The 15,885-nt window shown below is 72.1% G+C and carries 12 protein-coding genes; 4 read left to right on the top strand and 8 right to left on the bottom strand.

Features of this window, described 5'->3' with window-relative positions:
• Nucleotides 1-60: 60 nt before the first annotated feature.
• From murD to rsmH, 7 genes are all read right to left on the bottom strand, one after another.
• Complete coding sequence (gene murD, locus SCNRRL3882_RS30080) at nt 61-1,512, bottom strand: UDP-N-acetylmuramoyl-L-alanine--D-glutamate ligase (RefSeq protein ID WP_078602817.1); 1,452 nt, start codon at nt 1,510-1,512, stop codon at nt 61-63.
• Nucleotides 1,494-2,585: a phospho-N-acetylmuramoyl-pentapeptide-transferase gene (gene mraY / locus SCNRRL3882_RS30075; RefSeq protein ID WP_010039348.1), complete on the bottom strand. Its 1,092-nt coding sequence runs from the start codon at nt 2,583-2,585 to the stop codon at nt 1,494-1,496. Before mraY ends, murD begins: the two co-directional genes overlap by 19 nt.
• On the bottom strand, nt 2,585-4,000 hold the full coding sequence (locus SCNRRL3882_RS30070; protein ID WP_010039346.1) for a UDP-N-acetylmuramoyl-tripeptide--D-alanyl-D-alanine ligase: 1,416 nt from the start codon (nt 3,998-4,000) through the stop codon (nt 2,585-2,587). The genes mraY and SCNRRL3882_RS30070 overlap by 1 nt, the downstream gene beginning before the upstream one ends.
• Nucleotides 4,001-4,028: 28 nt before the next feature.
• Entirely contained in the window at nt 4,029-5,549 is a 1,521-nt protein-coding gene (locus tag SCNRRL3882_RS30065) for a UDP-N-acetylmuramoyl-L-alanyl-D-glutamate--2,6-diaminopimelate ligase (RefSeq protein WP_010039344.1), read from the bottom strand.
• A gap of 235 nt (nt 5,550-5,784) precedes the next feature.
• Nucleotides 5,785-7,743 (bottom strand): penicillin-binding transpeptidase domain-containing protein, encoded by a 1,959-nt coding sequence (locus tag SCNRRL3882_RS30060; RefSeq protein WP_010039342.1) that lies wholly within the window; start codon nt 7,741-7,743, stop codon nt 5,785-5,787.
• Nucleotides 7,744-7,748: 5 nt separating this feature from the next.
• Nucleotides 7,749-8,198 (bottom strand): septum formation initiator family protein, encoded by a 450-nt coding sequence (locus tag SCNRRL3882_RS30055; RefSeq protein WP_010039340.1) that lies wholly within the window; start codon nt 8,196-8,198, stop codon nt 7,749-7,751.
• Between the two features lie 45 nt (nt 8,199-8,243).
• Complete coding sequence (gene rsmH, locus SCNRRL3882_RS30050; RefSeq protein ID WP_010039338.1) at nt 8,244-9,200, bottom strand: 16S rRNA (cytosine(1402)-N(4))-methyltransferase RsmH; 957 nt, start codon at nt 9,198-9,200, stop codon at nt 8,244-8,246.
• 371 nt (nt 9,201-9,571) lie between these two features.
• On the opposite strand from rsmH, the gene SCNRRL3882_RS30045 reads away from it, so the two are divergent.
• The 4 genes from SCNRRL3882_RS30045 to SCNRRL3882_RS30030 all read left to right on the top strand — a co-directional run bounded on the left by SCNRRL3882_RS30045 (nt 9,572) and on the right by SCNRRL3882_RS30030 (nt 15,196).
• Complete coding sequence (locus SCNRRL3882_RS30045) at nt 9,572-10,123, top strand: beta-class carbonic anhydrase (protein WP_010039336.1); 552 nt, start codon at nt 9,572-9,574, stop codon at nt 10,121-10,123.
• Nucleotides 10,124-10,401: 278 nt separating this feature from the next.
• Entirely contained in the window at nt 10,402-11,442 is a 1,041-nt protein-coding gene (locus tag SCNRRL3882_RS30040; protein WP_010039333.1) for an AAA family ATPase, read from the top strand.
• On the top strand, nt 11,442-12,803 hold the full coding sequence (locus SCNRRL3882_RS30035; RefSeq protein ID WP_010039331.1) for a DUF58 domain-containing protein: 1,362 nt from the start codon (nt 11,442-11,444) through the stop codon (nt 12,801-12,803). The genes SCNRRL3882_RS30040 and SCNRRL3882_RS30035 overlap by 1 nt, the downstream gene beginning before the upstream one ends.
• The gene (locus SCNRRL3882_RS30030) at nt 12,803-15,196 is read left to right on the top strand and encodes a transglutaminase TgpA family protein (RefSeq protein WP_010039330.1); all 2,394 of its coding nucleotides are present in this window, start codon (nt 12,803-12,805) and stop codon (nt 15,194-15,196) included. The genes SCNRRL3882_RS30035 and SCNRRL3882_RS30030 overlap by 1 nt, the downstream gene beginning before the upstream one ends.
• 205 nt (nt 15,197-15,401) lie before the next feature.
• Here the strand turns inward: SCNRRL3882_RS30030 and SCNRRL3882_RS30025 are convergent, their stop codons facing one another.
• On the bottom strand, nt 15,402-15,803 hold the full coding sequence (locus tag SCNRRL3882_RS30025) for a DUF3040 domain-containing protein (protein WP_010039328.1): 402 nt from the start codon (nt 15,801-15,803) through the stop codon (nt 15,402-15,404).
• Nucleotides 15,804-15,885: the final 82 nt, after the last annotated feature.

Here is a 15,885-nt window from a genome sequence, read left to right as displayed (position 1 = left end):
CCGTGTCACGCGTCCCTCCCAGATACGCCCGGCGCCACCGCCGGGCGAGGCGGACCCGGGTCAGCCGTCGACGGAGCCGAGCTCGCGAACGGCGTCCGCGAAAGCGTCCCCGCGCTTGTTGTAGTTGGCGAACATGTCCATGGAGGCGCAGGCCGGAGCCAGCAGCACCGTGTCACCGGCCTGAGCGAGCCGCCGCGCCTCCTGGACCGCCGCGCGCATCGCCCCAGTGTCGGTCCGGTCGAGGTCGACGACGGGTACTTCGGGGGCGTGTCGCGCCAGGGCTTCGCGGATCAGCGCGCGGTCCGCGCCGATCAGCACGGCCCCGCGCAGCCTGGGCGCCGACTTGCTGACCAGCTCGTCGAAGGTGGCGCCCTTCGCGAGCCCGCCCGCGATCCACACGATCTTCTCGTAGGCCGCCAACGAGGCTTCCGCGGCGTGGGTGTTGGTGGCCTTGGAGTCGTCGACGTACGCGACCCCGTCCACGTCGGCCACGTGCGCGATGCGGTGGGCGTCCGGGGTGAACGCCCGCAGGCCGTCCCGTACGGCCTTGGCGGGCACGCCGTACGCCCGCGCGAGGGCCGCCGCCGCGAGGGCGTTGGCGATGTTGTGCGGGGCCGGCGGGTTGACGTCGGCGACCTCGGCGAGCTCCTGGGCGTTCTTCTGCCGGTTCTCGACGAAGGCGCGGTCGACCAGGATGCCCTCCACGACGCCCAGTTGGGAGGGCGCGGGCGTGCCGAGGGTGAAGCCGACGGCCCGGCAGCCCTCCTCGACGTCGGCCTCGCGGACCAGGTCCTCGGTGGACGGCTTGTCGGTGGCATCGGCGTTGTAGACGCAGGCGACGCGATTGCCCTCGTAGATACGGCCCTTGTCGGCGGCGTACGCCTCCATGGAGCCGTGCCAGTCGAGGTGGTCGGGGGCGAGGTTGAGTACGGCGGCCGAGTGGGCGCGCAGCGACGGCGCCCAGTGGAGCTGGTAGCTGGAGAGCTCCACGGCCAGCACGTCGTACTGCTCCTCGCCGAGCACCGCGTCCAGGAGGGAGACGCCGATGTTGCCGACGGCGGCCGTGCGCAGGCCCGCGGCCTTGAGGATCGAGGCGAGCATCTGGACGGTGGTGGTCTTGCCGTTGGTGCCCGTGACGGCCAGCCAGGGGGCGGCGTCCGGGCCGCGCAGGCGCCAGGCCAGCTCGACGTCGCCCCAGACGGGGACGCCCGCCCGCTCCGCCGCCGCGAACAGCGGCTTGTCCGGCTTCCAGCCGGGCGCGGTGACGATCAGCTCGGTGCCCTCGGGCAGGGTGTCGCCGTCACCGAGGCGCACGGTGATGCCGAGCGCCTCCAGTTCGGCGGCCTGCGCCCGCGCGCGCTCGTCGGCGCCGTCGTTGACGGCCGTGACGATCGCGCCGAGGCCGTGCAGCACCTTGGCCGCCGGGACGCCGGAGACGCCGAGCCCGGCGACGGTGACGTGCTTGCCCTTGAGTTCCGAAGACACCGAGGAGGTCACTTGTCCGCTGCCCATCCTGCGTAGAAGAGGCCCAGTCCGACGATCACACAAATGCCCTGAATGATCCAGAAGCGGACCACGACGAGCACTTCGGACCAGCCCTTGAGTTCGAAGTGGTGCTGGAGTGGCGCCATCCGGAAGACGCGCTTCCCGGTGAGGCGGAAGGAGCCGACCTGGATCACCACGGACATGGTGATCAGGACGAAGAGGCCGCCGAGGATGGCGAGCAGCAGCTCGGTGCGGGAGCAGATCGCGAGGCCGGCGAGCACACCGCCGAGCGCGAGCGAACCGGTGTCACCCATGAAGATCTTGGCCGGCGAGGTGTTCCACCACAGGAAGCCGAGGCAGGCGCCCATCAGCGCCGAGGCGACCACCGCGAGGTCGAGGGGGTCGCGCACCTCGTAGCACGCGCCGGGGTTGGTCAGCGTCTGCGCGTTGGCGCAGGACTCCTGGAACTGCCAGACGCCGATGAAGGTGTAGGCGCCGAAGACGAGCACGGAGGCGCCGGTGGCCAGACCGTCCAGACCGTCGGTCAGGTTCACGCCGTTCGACATCGCGAGGATCATGAACAGCGCCCAGACCACGAACAGCACGGGTCCGATCGTCCAGCCGAAGTCGGTGATGAACGACAGCTTCGTGGACGCCGGGGTGTTGCCGCGGTTGTCCGCGAACTGGAGCGAGAGCACCGCGAAGCCGATGCCGACGATCAGCTGGCCGGCCATCTTCGCCTTGGCCCGCAGACCCAGCGAGCGCCGCTTGACGATCTTGATGTAGTCGTCGAGGAAGCCGACCAGGCCCATGCCCACCATCAGGCCGAGCACCAGCAGACCCGAGAAGGTCGGCGCCGCGTCGACGTCCGGGTCGAGATAGCCCGTGATCACCTTGGCCAGGAAGTACGCGGCGACCGTCGCCAGGATGAAGGCGATACCGCCCATGGTCGGCGTACCGCGCTTGCTGGCGTGCTCGCGCGGGCCGTCGTCGCGGATGTACTGGCCGTAGCCCTTGCGCGCGAGGAGCTTGATCAGCAGCGGGGTGCCGACCAGCGTCAGGAAGAGGCCAATGACTCCTGCGAACAGGATCTGCTTCATCATCGGGCGGAAACCTCACCCTCGGCACCGGTCTCGAGCAGCGCCTGGGCAACGCTCTCGAGGCCGACCGAACGGGACGCCTTCACGAGCACGACGTCCCCCGGGCGCAACTCGCTGCGCAACAGGTCGACCGCCGCCTGTGCGTCGGACACGTGCACCGACTCCTCACCCCACGAACCCTCGTTATATGCGCCCAGTTGCAGCCAGGCGGCTTCCCTGCCACCGACCGCGACGAGCTTGCTGACGTTGAGCCGGACGGCGAGCCGTCCGACCGCGTCGTGCTCGGCGAGAGCCTCGTCCCCGAGCTCGGCCATCTTGCCGAGCACCGCCCACGTACGACGCCCCTTGCCGATGGCCGCGAGCGCGCGCAGCGCCGCCTTCATGGACTCGGGGTTCGCGTTGTAGGCGTCGTTGACGACCGTCACGCCGTCCGGGCGCTCGGTGACCTCCATCCGCCAGCGGGAGAGGGAGCCCGCCTCGGAGAGCGCGAGGGCGATCTCGTCTGCGGACATGCCCAACTCGTGGGCGACGGCGGCCGCGGCGAGCGCGTTCGACACGTGGTGCTCACCGTACAGGCGCATGGTCACATCGCTTGCACCGGAGGGTGTGTGAAGCCTGAACGCGGGCTGTCCGGTGTCCGTGAGTCGTACGTTCTCGGCGCGAACGTCCGCTTCGTCGGACTCTCCGAAAAAGATCACCTTCGCCTTCGTTCGGGAGGCCATGGCCCGTACGTAGGGGTCGTCCGCGTTGAGGACGGCCGTCCCGCCGTCGGCTTCGGACGGCAGGGACTCGACGAGCTCGCCCTTGGCCTGGGCGATCTGCTCGCGGCCGCCGAACTCGCCGATGTGGGCGCTGCCGACGTTCAGGACGAGGCCGATCTTCGGGGGCGTCAGACCCGTGAGGTAGGAGATGTGCCCGATACCGCGGGCGCCCATCTCCAGGACGAGGAACCGGGTCTCCTCGGTGGCGCTGAGCGCGGTCAGCGGCAGCCCGATCTCGTTGTTGAGCGAGCCGGGCGTGAACACCGTCGGCGCCTTGCGCTGGAGCACCTGTGCGATGAGGTCCTTGGTGCTGGTCTTGCCCGCCGAGCCGGTGAGGGCGACGAGCGTGGCGCCGAGGCGTCGTACGACGTACCGCGCGAGGGCGCCGAGGGCGGTCTGGACGTCGTCCACGACGATCGCGGGCACGCCGACGGGCCGGGTACCGAGCACGGCCACCGCCCCCGCCTCCACGACCGCCGCCGCGAAGTCGTGGCCGTCCACGCGCTCCCCGGCGAAGGCCACGAACAGGCTGCCCGGCCCCGCCTCGCGGGAGTCCCGGACGACCGGGCCGGTGACCTGGACGGTCGGATCCGGTATGTCGTACGTCTGCCCGCCGACGACTTCTGCGATCTCGGCGAGGGAGAGGGCGATCACAAGTTCATCCCCTGGATCATGCGGGAATTCATCCCTGGGTCTTCTGAATGGCTTCGCGAAGCACCTGGCGGTCGTCGAAGGGACGGACCACCCCGGCGATGTCCTGGCCCTGCTCGTGGCCCTTGCCCGCGACCAGGACGGTGTCGCCCGGCTCGGCGCGGGCGACGGCGGCGGCGATCGCGGCGGCCCGGTCCTCGAAGACCTGCACCTCGCCGCGCTCGTGCGCCGGCACGGAGGCCGCGCCCTGGAGCATCGTGGCGAGGATCGCGAGGGGGTCCTCGGAGCGGGGGTTGTCGGAGGTCAGTACGGCGGTGTCGGCGAGCCGGGCAGCGGCGGCGCCCATGGGGGCGCGCTTGGTGATGTCGCGGTCGCCGCCACAGCCGAGGACGATGTGCAGCCGGCCCTCGGTGACCTTGCGCAGGGCGCGCAGGACGGACTCGACGGCGTCGGTCTTGTGGGCGTAGTCGACGACCGCGAGGTACGGCTGTCCGGCGTCCACGCGCTCCAGGCGGCCCGGCACGCCCGGTACGGCGGCGACACCGTCGGCGGCGGCCTGCGGGTCGAGGCCGGCCACGGCGAGGGCGACGATCGCGGCGAGGGTGTTGGCCACGTTGAAGGGGCCCGGCAGCGGCGACTTGGCGCTGATCCGCTCGCCCTTGGGCCCGACGACGGTGAACGTCGAGTCCAGCCTGCCGACCTCGACGTCCTCGGCGCGCCAGTCGGCGTCGGGGTGGCCCTCGGCGGAGTAGGTGACGACCGGGACGGTGGCCTCGTTCGCCAGCCTGCGGCCGTACTCGTCGTCGACGTTGACCACGCCGAGTTTGCCGCGTTCCGGCGTGAACAGCCGCGCCTTGGCCCGGAAGTAGTCCTCCATGTCGGAGTGGAACTCCATGTGTTCCGGGCTGAGGTTGGTGAAGACGCCGATGTCGAAGACGCAGCCGTCGACGCGGCCGAGGACCAGGGCGTGGCTGGAGACCTCCATGGCGACCGCCTCGACGCCGCGCTCGCGCATGACGGCGAACAGGGCCTGGAGGTCGGTGGCTTCGGGCGTGGTGCGCTCGGACTTGATGCGCTCGTCGCCGATGCGCATCTCGACCGTGCCGATCAGGCCGGTCGACTTCACGGTCCTCAGGCCGCCCTCGACGAGGTAGGCGGTGGTGGTCTTGCCGGAGGTGCCGGTGATGCCGATCTGGAGCAGGTCCCGGCCGGGGTGGCCGTAGATCGTGGCGGCCAGCTCGCCCATCCGCCCGCGAGGGTCGTCGACGACGAGGACCGGCAGCCCGGAGGCGACGGCGCGCTCGGCGCCGGTGGGGTCGGTCAGCACGGCGGCCGCGCCCAGGCTCGCGGCCTGTTCGACGAAGTCGGCGCCGTGCAGACGGGCGCCCGGGAGGGCGGCGTACAGGTCGCCGGGGCGCACTGCGCGTGAGTCGTGGGTGATGCCCGTGACGTCGGCGGCGCCCTCCGGCGCGGGGGCACCCAGTTGACCGGCGAGTTCCGCGAGGGGTGTGGCGGAGACCTGCGCCGGCCTGGGCGGCCCGGGGTATGTCACGGGATGGCCCTTCTGGGTGGTTTGGGACTGATCAGCGTGTGGCACGGCGGTGAGCGTACCGGGCGTACCCGCCTCCGGGCGAAGTGAGGGGCGGGGGGAGCTCTGGTTCCCGGGATCGGGGGTGATCGTTGTCACGGGGGCGGTCCTGGTGGCTCGGTGGTGCTCGGTGCTGATCAGGGCTTGACGGTTCGGGGTCGGTTCGGTTCTCGGGGCGGGTCCAGTTCTCGGGGCCGGTTCAGTTCTTGAACGTGACGGGCAGCCTCGCGGGCTTGGCCCCGGTCGGCGGGACCTGGAGGGACTTCAGTGCGAACTCCATGACCTGCTTGTAGACGGGGCCGCAGATCTGGCCGCCGAAGTAGTTGCCCTTGGTGGCGTTCTGGATGGCGCAGTAGACGGTGATGCGGGGCTTGTCGGCGGGGGCGAACCCGGCGAAGGAGGAGGTGTAGCCGTGGTACTTGCCGGTGGCCGGATCCACGCGGTTGGCCGTGCCCGTCTTGCCCGCCACGCGGTAGCCGGGGATGCGCGCCTTGGTGCCCGTGCCCTCCTCGTCGTCCACGACCGACTCCAGCATCTGGGCGAGGGTCTTCGCCGTCTTGGCGCTGACGACCCGGGTCTTCTCGGGCTTGGGGGCCGGAGTGAAGCGGCCGTCGGGGCCCCTGGTGCCGCGCACGAGCGTGGGTTCGACGCGGACGCCGCCGTTGGCGATGGTCGAGTACACCGACGCCGCCTGCATGGCGTTGATGGAGACGCCCTGGCCGAAAGGGATCGTGTACTGCTGCGAGGTCGACCACTTGTCGGGCGGGGCGAGGATGCCCGGGGTCTCGCCGGGGAAGCCGAGGCCGGTGTAGCGGCCGAGGCCGAACTTGCGCAGGTAGTCGTAGAGGACCCTGTTGGCCTGGGCCTGGGTCTTGCCGAGCTGCCCGGTGGCGAGGATGGTGCCGATGTTGCTGGACTTGGCGAGGACGCCGTTGAGCGTCAAGTACCAGGTCGGGTGGTTCACGTCGTCCTTGAAGAGCCGGTCGCCGCGGTGCAGCCGGTTGGGCACGACGACGTGGGTCATGGGGGTCGCCGCGCCCTCCTGGAGGACGGCCGCCATCGACATGACCTTGGCGGTGGAGCCGGGCTCGAAGGCGTCCTGGAGTGCCGCGTTGCCGAGCGCGGCGGGGTCGGCGTCGGACAGGTCGTTGGGGTCGAAGCCGGGTGAGTTGGCCATGGCCAGGACCTGGCCGGTGCGGGTGTCCTGGACGATGACGTAGCCGCGGTCGGCCGCGGACTCCGTCACCTGGTCGCTGATGGCCTTCTGGGCGGCCCACTGGATGTCGCGGTCGATGGTGAGCTCGACGTCGCTGCCGGGCACGGCGGGTGTCTCGGTGGAACCCGCGGTGGGGACGAGCCGGCCGCCGGACTGGGCGTAGCGGATCTTGCCGTCCTTGCCGGCCAGCCGCTTGTTCAGCTGGAGCTCGATGCCACCGCCGGGCTTGCCCTCGCCGTTGACCCAGCCCAGTATCCCGGCGGCGAGGTCGCCGCCCGGGTACACGCGCTTGCTGGTGGCGACGGAGAAGACACCCGCGAGGACGTTGTGCGTGGACTTGTCGGTCTCCTCCTTCTTGGCGAGCGCGGACTTGAGGTCCTTGATCTGCTTCCAGACCTGCGGGGTCTGGCGGGAGGCCAGCTTGACGTACCGCAGCGCCTTGTTCTTCGGCCGCAGCTTCTCGACCAGGGTCTCCTGCTCCTGGCCCAGGATCGGCGCGAGCAGCGCGGCCGCCTGCTCGGGGCCGTCCCCGATCTTCAGCTTGTCGGGGGCGAACATCGTGGGGTCGGCGGTGATGTCGTAGGCGTCCTCGCTGGTCGCCAGGGCCACACCGGACCGGTCGGTGATCTCGCCCCGGTCGGCGGCCAGCACCTGCCCGACGTACCGGTTCTGTTCCGCCTTGGCGGCGTACGTGCTCGCGTCGACGGCCTGGACCTGGAACAGCCGCACGACGAAGGCGATCAGCACCAGCGTCAGCGCGAGCCCGACCAGACGCAGCCGCGGTCGGGGGCTGCCCAGCCGGAGGGGCTTGGGGGCCCCCGGACGGGCCGGGCCCGGGCGGCGGGCCGGTCGGGCTCCGGGGCCGGGACGGCGCCGGGCGTCGGGGCGAGCGGGCCTGGCGGGGCCGGGCACGCGGCGGCGCGGGGGTTCCCTGTCGGTCACTTCCGTCACCTGCCGGAGATCGAGGTGGAGCCGTCGGACATGGCCTCGGGGGCCAGGACCAGGGGGATGTGGGCGGAGGTCGGCCGGACGCCGGGGGCGGGGCTCGGGACGCCCTTGACGGTGCCGTCGGGGGCGAGGAAGGCGGGGTCGCCGCCGGGGACCATGCCGAGTTCGCGGGCGCGGCGCTGGAGAGCCTCGGGAGCGGAGTAGGCGTCGATGTCCCGCTGGAGGGCCTGTTCCTCGTCGGTGAGGCTCTTGGTCTCGCGCTGGAGGTCGTCGAGCTTGAACGCGCCTTCGCTGAGGGCCGAGTTCAGCACGAGGAGGCCGATGAGACCACCGCCGAGGAGGAGGACCACGAGGAGGACGAAGGGGGTGCGGGCCGCCTGCCCGGGGCCGGTCGGGAAGAGCTGCGCGAGACGTGCCGCCCTCCCCTTCAGTTCGGGTTTACTGCTCACTCACGCTCCCTCGGGTCCGGGACACCCGCCCGCCCTGCACGTGGCTCACTCGATGTCCTCCCTGATGCGCTGGGCGCCGCGCAGCCGCGCCGGTGCCGCCCGCCGGTTCTCGGCGATCTCCTCCTCCGTGGGGAGTTCGGCACCTCGCGTGAGCAGCTTGAGCCGCGGCTGGTAACGCTCGGGCACGACGGGCAGCCCGGGCGGCGCCGTGGTGGCGGCACCCGCCGCGAACACCTGCTTGACCAGCCGGTCCTCCAGCGAGTGGTACGACAGCACGGCGATGCGCCCGCCCACGTCCAGCGCCTTCACGGCGGCCGGGATCGCCCGCTCCAGGACGGCGAGTTCGCCGTTGACCTCGATGCGCAGGGCCTGGAAGGTGCGCTTGGCCGGGTTGCCGCCGGTGCGCTTGGCGGCCTGCGGCAGCGCGTCCCGGATCAGCTCGACCAGCCGCGCGCTGCTGCTGAACGGCTCCTTCTCGCGCTCGCGCACGATCGCGGACACGATCCGCTTGGCCTGCTTCTCCTCCCCGTACGCCCGGAGGATGCGCACCAGCTCGCCCGGTGCGTACGTGTTGAGGACCTCGGCGGCGCTGACCCCGGACGTCTGGTCCATGCGCATGTCGAGCGGGGCGTCCTGGGCGTAGGCGAAACCGCGGTCGGCCTCGTCGAGTTGCATGGAGGAGACGCCGAGGTCGAACAACACGCCCTGCACGCGCGCGATGCCGAGCTTGCGCAGCACCTCGGGGAGCTCGTCGTACACGGCGTGGACGAGGGTGGCGCGCTCCCCGTAGGGCGCGAGGCGCTCGCCGGACAGGCGCAGGGCCTCCTTGTCGCGGTCGAGGGCGACGAGGCGGACACCGGGGAACCTCTCCAGGAGCGCCTCGCTGTGGCCGCCGAGGCCGAGGGTGCAGTCGACGACCACGGCCTCCGGGCCCTCCAGGGCGGGTGCCAGCAGATCCAGGCACCGCTGGAGCATCACCGGGACGTGTCGACTCTGGCTCAAAGGGCCCTCTCAGATCCGGCGCGGCCCTACGCACCGCCGGGTCCCCGCCCGCTCGAAGGGGAGGCCTGCCGGCGCCGGAAGCGTCAGCCGACCGGGAGCGGGAGGAGGCCGAGCCGTACGTACGCGCCGCGCACGTGGGGAGACCTCCGGCCGTCGCCGGGGTCTCCGGGGAAAACAGTCCAGCGGGGAGGGTCTCGCCTCCCGCTTCGCGTCACTTTAGTCCACCCTGTCTCCCGGTCAATCAACCGGCCTGCGCGTCGCGACCGCCGGCACACCACCCTTGTGGGTTACCTCACATCACAGGCCCGCTGGCGTTCTTTGTCCACTCCCACAAGAGGCCCGGACGGGGTGTGACCAGTAACGTCATGGATATGACGACTTCTGCATCGGTTCCCACAGCCTCGGAGAACGCCCCGGCCGGCGGCGGCACGGTCACCGACCGCCTCGTCGACGCCAACGCCCGGTACGCCGCCGAATTCACCGACCCGGGGATGGACGCCCGGCCCGTGCTGCACGTCGCCGTCGTGGCCTGCATGGACGCCCGCCTCGACCTGCACGCGGCACTGGGCCTCGAACTCGGCGACTGCCACACGATCCGCAACGCGGGCGGCGTCGTCACCGACGACGTGATCCGCTCCCTCACCATCAGTCAGCGCAAGCTGGGGACGCGCAGCATCGTCCTCATCCACCACACGGGCTGCGGTCTGGAGAGCCTCACCGAGGACTTCCGCAACGAGCTGGAGGCCGAGGTCGGCCAGCGCCCGGCGTGGGCGGTGGAGTCCTTCCGGGACGTCGACCAGGACGTACGGCAGTCGATGCAGCGCGTGCGCACCTCGCCGTTCCTGCCGCACACGGACGACGTGCGGGGTTTCGTCTTCGACGTGAAGACCGGCCTGCTGCGGGAGGTCGACCCGGCCGCCTGACCTGCTCGCCCGCCCCGGACACAACCTGCTGTAGCTGTCGAAAGCCTGTCAGTCACGCGTTCGAATGGTCGCAAGGCCGACATATCGCGGCCAGTTATCCACAGTCGAGTGACACGAATCGGTAACGGCAGCAAGAATGCGGGAGTGGCGTCGCGCGGAACTTTTCACGCGTGGTGTCCGTGGTTCGGGGTGGGCCGGCCCGCGTCATGCGGCGTCGACCCGGGAAAATGGGGTATCCCGTGCTCCCTGGGAGCAAGGGAAAGGCCGAGGAGGGCCGGGTGACGACCTATGACGATCGAGCGAGCCTCACTGATCTGACCGCCGTGGTGGAACGCGTGCGGGAGTCGGTGGAAGGCGTGATCGAGGGCAAGCCCGAGGTCGTACGGCTCTCGCTGACCGTACTGCTCGCCGAGGGACATCTGCTGATCGAGGACGTCCCGGGCGTCGGCAAGACGATGCTCGCGAAGGCACTGGCGCGGTCCATCGACTGCTCGGTGCGGCGCATCCAGTTCACGCCCGACCTGCTGCCCTCGGACATCACCGGTGTGTCCATATGGGACCAGCAGCGCCGCGACTTCGAGTTCAAGCCGGGCGCGATCTTCGCGCAGGTGGTGATCGGCGACGAGATCAACCGCGCCTCGCCCAAGACGCAGTCCGCGCTCCTGGAATCCATGGAGGAGCGCCAGGTCACCATCGACGGCAAGACCTACGAGCTGCCCAGCCCCTTCATGGTGGTGGCGACGCAGAACCCGGTCGAGATGGAGGGCACCTACCCGCTCCCGGAGGCCCAGCGCGACCGTTTCATGGCCCGGGTCTCCGTCGGCTACCCGAGTGCCGAGGCCGAGCTTCATATGCTGGACGTGCACGGCGGCGTCTCGCCGCTGGAGGACCTCCAGCCGGTGGCCCACGCGCACGAGATCCTCAAGCTGATCGAGGCGGTGCGCGGCGTCCACGTCGCCGAGCCGGTCCGGCGCTACGCGGTGGACCTGGTCGGCGCCACGCGCACGCACCCCGACCTGAGACTCGGCGCCTCCCCGCGCGCGACGCTGCACCTGCTGCGCGCGGCGAAGGCGTCCGCGGCCCTGAGCGGCCGGGAGTACGCGCTGCCGGACGACGTGCAGGCACTCGCCGTCGCCGTCCTGGCCCACCGTCTGCTGCCCACCGCCCAGGCCCAGCTCAACCGCCGCACGGCCGAGCAGGTCGTCGAGGAGATCCTCCAGCGCACTCCGGTGCCGGCCGCGCCACCGCAGCAGAGCGGCTTCGGCGGCCTCGGCCGGGGCGTGCCGGCGTATCCCCAGCAGCCGCCGCGGAGGCTGTGATGACCACCGCGGGGGCGGGGCAGGCGGAGGCCGACCGGGGCGAGAAGGGCGGCATCCGCACCGCCCTGGCCGGTCTGACCACCCGCGGACGCTCCTTCCTGGCCGCCGGCGTCGCGGCCGCCGTCTGTTCGTACGTGCTCGGGCAGAGCGACCTGCTGCGCGTGGGCCTGCTGCTGGCGGTGCTGCCGCTGGTCTGCGCGACGGTGCTGTACCGCACGCGCTACCGGGTCGCGGGCAGCCGCCGCCTCTCCCCCGCGCGCGTGCCGGCCGGCAGCGAGGCCCGGGTCCACCTGCGGATGGACAACGTCTCGCGGCTGCCCACGGGCCTGCTGATGCTCCAGGACCGGGTGCCGTACGTGCTCGGTCCCCGGCCCCGTTTCGTGCTCGACCGGGTGGAGGCGGGCGGCCGGCGCGAGGTGTCCTACCGGGTGCGCTCCGACCTGCGCGGCCGCTACCCGCTGGGCCCGCTCCAACTGCGCCTGACCGACCCGTTCGGCATGTGCGAGCTGACCCGGTCCTTCTCGACGTACGACACCCTGACGGTGATCCCGCACGTGGAGGCGCTGGCGCCGGTGCGCCTCAGCGGCGAGGCGAAGGGGTACGGCGACGGGCGGCTGCGTTCGCTCGCGCTGGCCGGCGAGGACGACGTGATCCCGCGCGGGTACCGCTACGGCGACGACCTGCGCCGGGTGCACTGGCGCTCCACCGCCCGCTACGGCGAGCTGATGGTGCGCCGCGAGGAGCAGCCGCAGCGCGCCCGCTGCACGGTGCTGCTCGACACCCGGGGCATCGCCTACCAGGGCGCGGGCCCCGACTCGGCCTTCGAGTGGGCCGTGTCGGGCGCCGCGTCCGTGCTGGTGCACATGCTCGAACGGGGCTACTCGGTACGGCTGTTGACGGACACCGGCAACGCGGTGCCCGGCGAGGGCGGAGACGGCTTCGCGGGCGCGAGCCAGGAGTCGGCGGACGCGGCCGGGCTGATGATGGACACCCTCGCGGTGATCGACCACTCCGACGGCGCGGGGCTGTCCCGGGCCTACGACGTGCTGCGCGGCGGGAACGAGGGGCTGCTGGTGGCCTTCCTCGGCGACCTGGACGAGGAGCAGGCGGCCGTGCTGGGCCGGATGCGGCAGCGCAGCCCGGGCGCGGTCGCCTTCGTGCTGGACAGCGACACCTGGGTGCGGGAACCGAGCGATGTGCCCGGGCCGTTGGACCGGAGCGGGGAGCGGCTGCGCATGTTGCGCGAGGCGGGCTGGACGGCCCTCGGTGTGCCGCGGGGTGCCTCCGTGGACGAGCTGTGGCGGCAGGCCGACCGGGTGCGCAGGGGCGTGGTCGCCGCGAGCGGCGGGGAGGGACCGTGATGAGCGGGCGGGTACGGCTGACGCTGGGCGCGTGGGCGGCCACACTGATGGCCGCGTGCGCCCTGCTGCCCCTCGTCAAACCGGCGACGTGGATCGTCCAGGCGGCCTTCCTGCTCGCCGTGCAGGCCGGTGTGGGCGCCGCGGCCCGCCGGGTACCGCTGGCGCGCCCGCTGACGGTCGCGGCGCAGGCCGTGGTCACGGTCGCGCTGCTGACGTTCGTGTTCGCCCGTGAGCAGGCCCTGGCCGGGCTGATCCCCGGGCCGCAGGCCATCGACCGCTTCACGCTCCTGCTCCAGCAGGGCGGGGAAGACATCGCGCGGTACGCGATCCCGGCGCCCCTGGAGTCCGACGGCATCCGGCTGATGCTCATCGGCGGTGTCCTGATCATCGGACTGCTGGTGGACACCCTGGCGGTGACCTTCCGCAGCGCCGCCCCGGCCGGTCTGCCGCTGCTCGCGCTGTACTCGGTGGCCGCGGGGCTGTCCGACGGGGGCACGGACTGGCTGTGGTTCCTGGTGGCGGCGGCCGGTTATCTGATGCTGCTCCTGGCCGAGGGCCGGGACCGGCTCTCCCAGTGGGGCCGGGTCTTCGGCGGGGCACCGCGCACGGCCGGAGGGGAACCGAGCGGCGCGCTCGCCCCGGTCCGCACCGGCCGGCGCATCGGCGTGGTCGCGCTGGGCATCGCCCTGGTGGTGCCGCTCGGCCTGCCCGCCATGAACGGCGGCCTGCTGGACTCCGTGGGCACGGGCGCGGGCGGCGGCACGGGCAGCGGCGGCACGATCTCCGCCGTGAACCCGCTGGTGTCGCTGCGCGACAGTCTGAACGTGGACGAGGACCGGCAGGTCCTCTCCGTGAAGACGAAGATGGCCGACGTCTCGGACCTCTATCTGCGGATCGTGTCCCTGGACGACTTCGACGGCACCACCTGGAAGCCGTCCCGGCGCTCCATCACCGCCGTCCCCGACGGCACCTTCCCGACTCCGATCGGCCTCGGTCCCGACGTCAAGCGCACGGAGGTCGACACCACGATCACGGCGGCCGGCTGGTACGCCCAGGACTGGCTGCCCATGCCGTACCCGCCGAGCGGCGTCAGCATCCGGGGCAACTGGCGTTACGAGCCCCTGGGCATGACGCTGGTCGGAGACCACGGCCAGAACACACGAGGGCTGACGTACCGGGTCAAGAGCCTGGACGTGCAGCCGACGGCGGAGCAGCTGGCCTCGGCGCCGCCTCCGCCGGCGGCGATCGAGCGCGACTTCACCAAGCTGCCCGACTCGCTGCCGTCGGTGGTGGCCCGCACCGCCCGCCAGGTCACCGCCGGCGCCGCCAATCCCTACGACCAGGCGGTCAAGCTCCAGGACTGGTTCGCCGTGACCGGCGGCTTCGAGTACGACACCCAGGTGCAGGTCGGCAGCGGCTCGGAGGGCATCGCCCGCTTCCTGAAGGACAAGCAGGGCTTCTGCGTGCACTTCTCCTTCGCGATGGCGGCGATGGCCCGCTCCCTGGGCATACCGGCCCGGGTCGCGGTCGGCTTCGCGCCCGGTTCACCGCAGGCGGACGGCTCGGTGTCGGTGGGGCTGCGCGACGCGCACGCCTGGCCCGAGCTGTACTTCGAGGGCGTGGGCTGGACCCGCTTCGAGCCGACGCCGAACCGCGGCTCGATGCCGCCGTACACCCTGCCGGACAACCCCGGCAGCTCGGTGCCGGACGAGGCGCGCCCGTCCCGGACGTCGTCCGCCGCGCCGTCCCCGACGCCCTCGACGAGCGACAGCTGCACGCCGGAGCAGAAGAAGCTGGGCGGCGGGTGCGCGAGCGAGTCCCCGCAGGCGGTGCTGCCCACGGGGGACGACGGCCCGAAGTGGTACGCGCTCCTGGCCTGGACCCTGGGCGGCCTCGCCGTCCTGGTGCTCCCGCTGGCACCGATGCTGTGGCGCCTGCGGACCCGCGCGGTACGGCTGGGGGCGCACGGCCGCGGTGAGGCGGACGCGATGCCGCACACGCTGGCCGTCTGGCAGGAGCTGACCGACACGGCGTGGGACTTCGGCATCGCGCCGGACGAGTCACAGACACCGCGCAAGGCGGCCGCCCGTATCGTCCGGCTGGGCTCTCTCGACGCGACGGCCGCGGCCTCGGTGCACCGGGTGGCGAACGCGGTGGAGCAGGTCCTGTACGCACCGCACCCCCGCCCGACGGCGGGCCTCACGGACGACGTCCGCCGTGCGGCGGCGGGCCTGAGCGCCGGGGTCGGCCGCGGCGCCAGACTCCGTGCGGTTCTCGTCCCGCGCTCCACCGTGCGCCTGGTGTGGGCGGCGTCGGCCTGGTGGTCGGGCATGCGGGCACGTGCCCTGGCGCTGCGGCCGACGTGGCGGAAGGCATCGGGACAGCAGGGCTGACGGGCGCCGGGGGTCTGGGGCCGGTCGGGCTTGTTTCCGGCCGCCCGCGCCGCCTCCCCCGGGGCACGGAGGCGCCTGCCTCGGGAGCCAGTCGCGCCAGGTACGCGTACATCAGGGCCTGGTAGGCATACGTCAGGGGTGACCACCCAGTCGGTGGTCACCCCTGACTCATGTCTTCACATGTCCTGGAGAGCTGCGCTCCGGGCTAATGGCCGCCCTGTTCGTCGCGGCGCTTCTGCCAGCGCTGCTCGATGCGGTCCATCATGGAGCGCCGTTGCCGGCCCTGTCGGCGGGCGGCCTGCTGTCCGCCGGCCCCCGCCGCCTGTTCGCCCGGCTTGGGGGCCTTGCGCCAGCCGGTCACGGCCAGCACCGCACAGCCCAGCATGACGAGGAAGCCCACGACGCTGAGCCAGACCTGCTTGGCGACCATACCGGCCATGAGGAGCGCAATACCTACGAGGAAGCCCGCGACCGCCTGGTAGACCCGCCGCCGGGTGTACGTACGCAGCCCGCTTCCCTCAAGCGCCGACGCGAACTTGGGATCTTCGGCGTACAGCGCTCGCTCCATCTGCTCGAGCATGCGCTGCTCGTGCTCCGAGAGCGGCACGGAGTCCTCCTCATCGTGCAGTCGCCGGGGCGACCCGGGGGGTCTCTTCAGGATAGGCAGGGAATCGCCCCCGTGAAACCCG

This window comes from Streptomyces chartreusis NRRL 3882 (assembly GCF_900236475.1).
In the GTDB taxonomy this organism is placed as follows: domain Bacteria; phylum Actinomycetota; class Actinomycetes; order Streptomycetales; family Streptomycetaceae; genus Streptomyces; species Streptomyces chartreusis_D.
Note: the sequence above shows the minus strand (reverse complement) of the source record. Positions and strands in the feature narration are given on the sequence as shown.

What these genes read in the sequence shown, in the direction of transcription:
- murD (WP_078602817.1), bottom strand. Translation starts at nt 1,512, where the DNA reads ATGGGCAGCGGACAAGTGACCTCCTCGGTGTCTTCGGAACTCAAGGGC.
- mraY (WP_010039348.1), bottom strand. Translation starts at nt 2,585, where the DNA reads ATGAAGCAGATCCTGTTCGCAGGAGTCATTGGCCTCTTCCTGACGCTG.
- SCNRRL3882_RS30045 (WP_010039336.1), top strand. Translation starts at nt 9,572, where the DNA reads ATGACGACTTCTGCATCGGTTCCCACAGCCTCGGAGAACGCCCCGGCC.
- SCNRRL3882_RS30035 (WP_010039331.1), top strand. Translation starts at nt 11,442, where the DNA reads ATGACCACCGCGGGGGCGGGGCAGGCGGAGGCCGACCGGGGCGAGAAG.
- SCNRRL3882_RS30030 (WP_010039330.1), top strand. Translation starts at nt 12,803, where the DNA reads ATGAGCGGGCGGGTACGGCTGACGCTGGGCGCGTGGGCGGCCACACTG.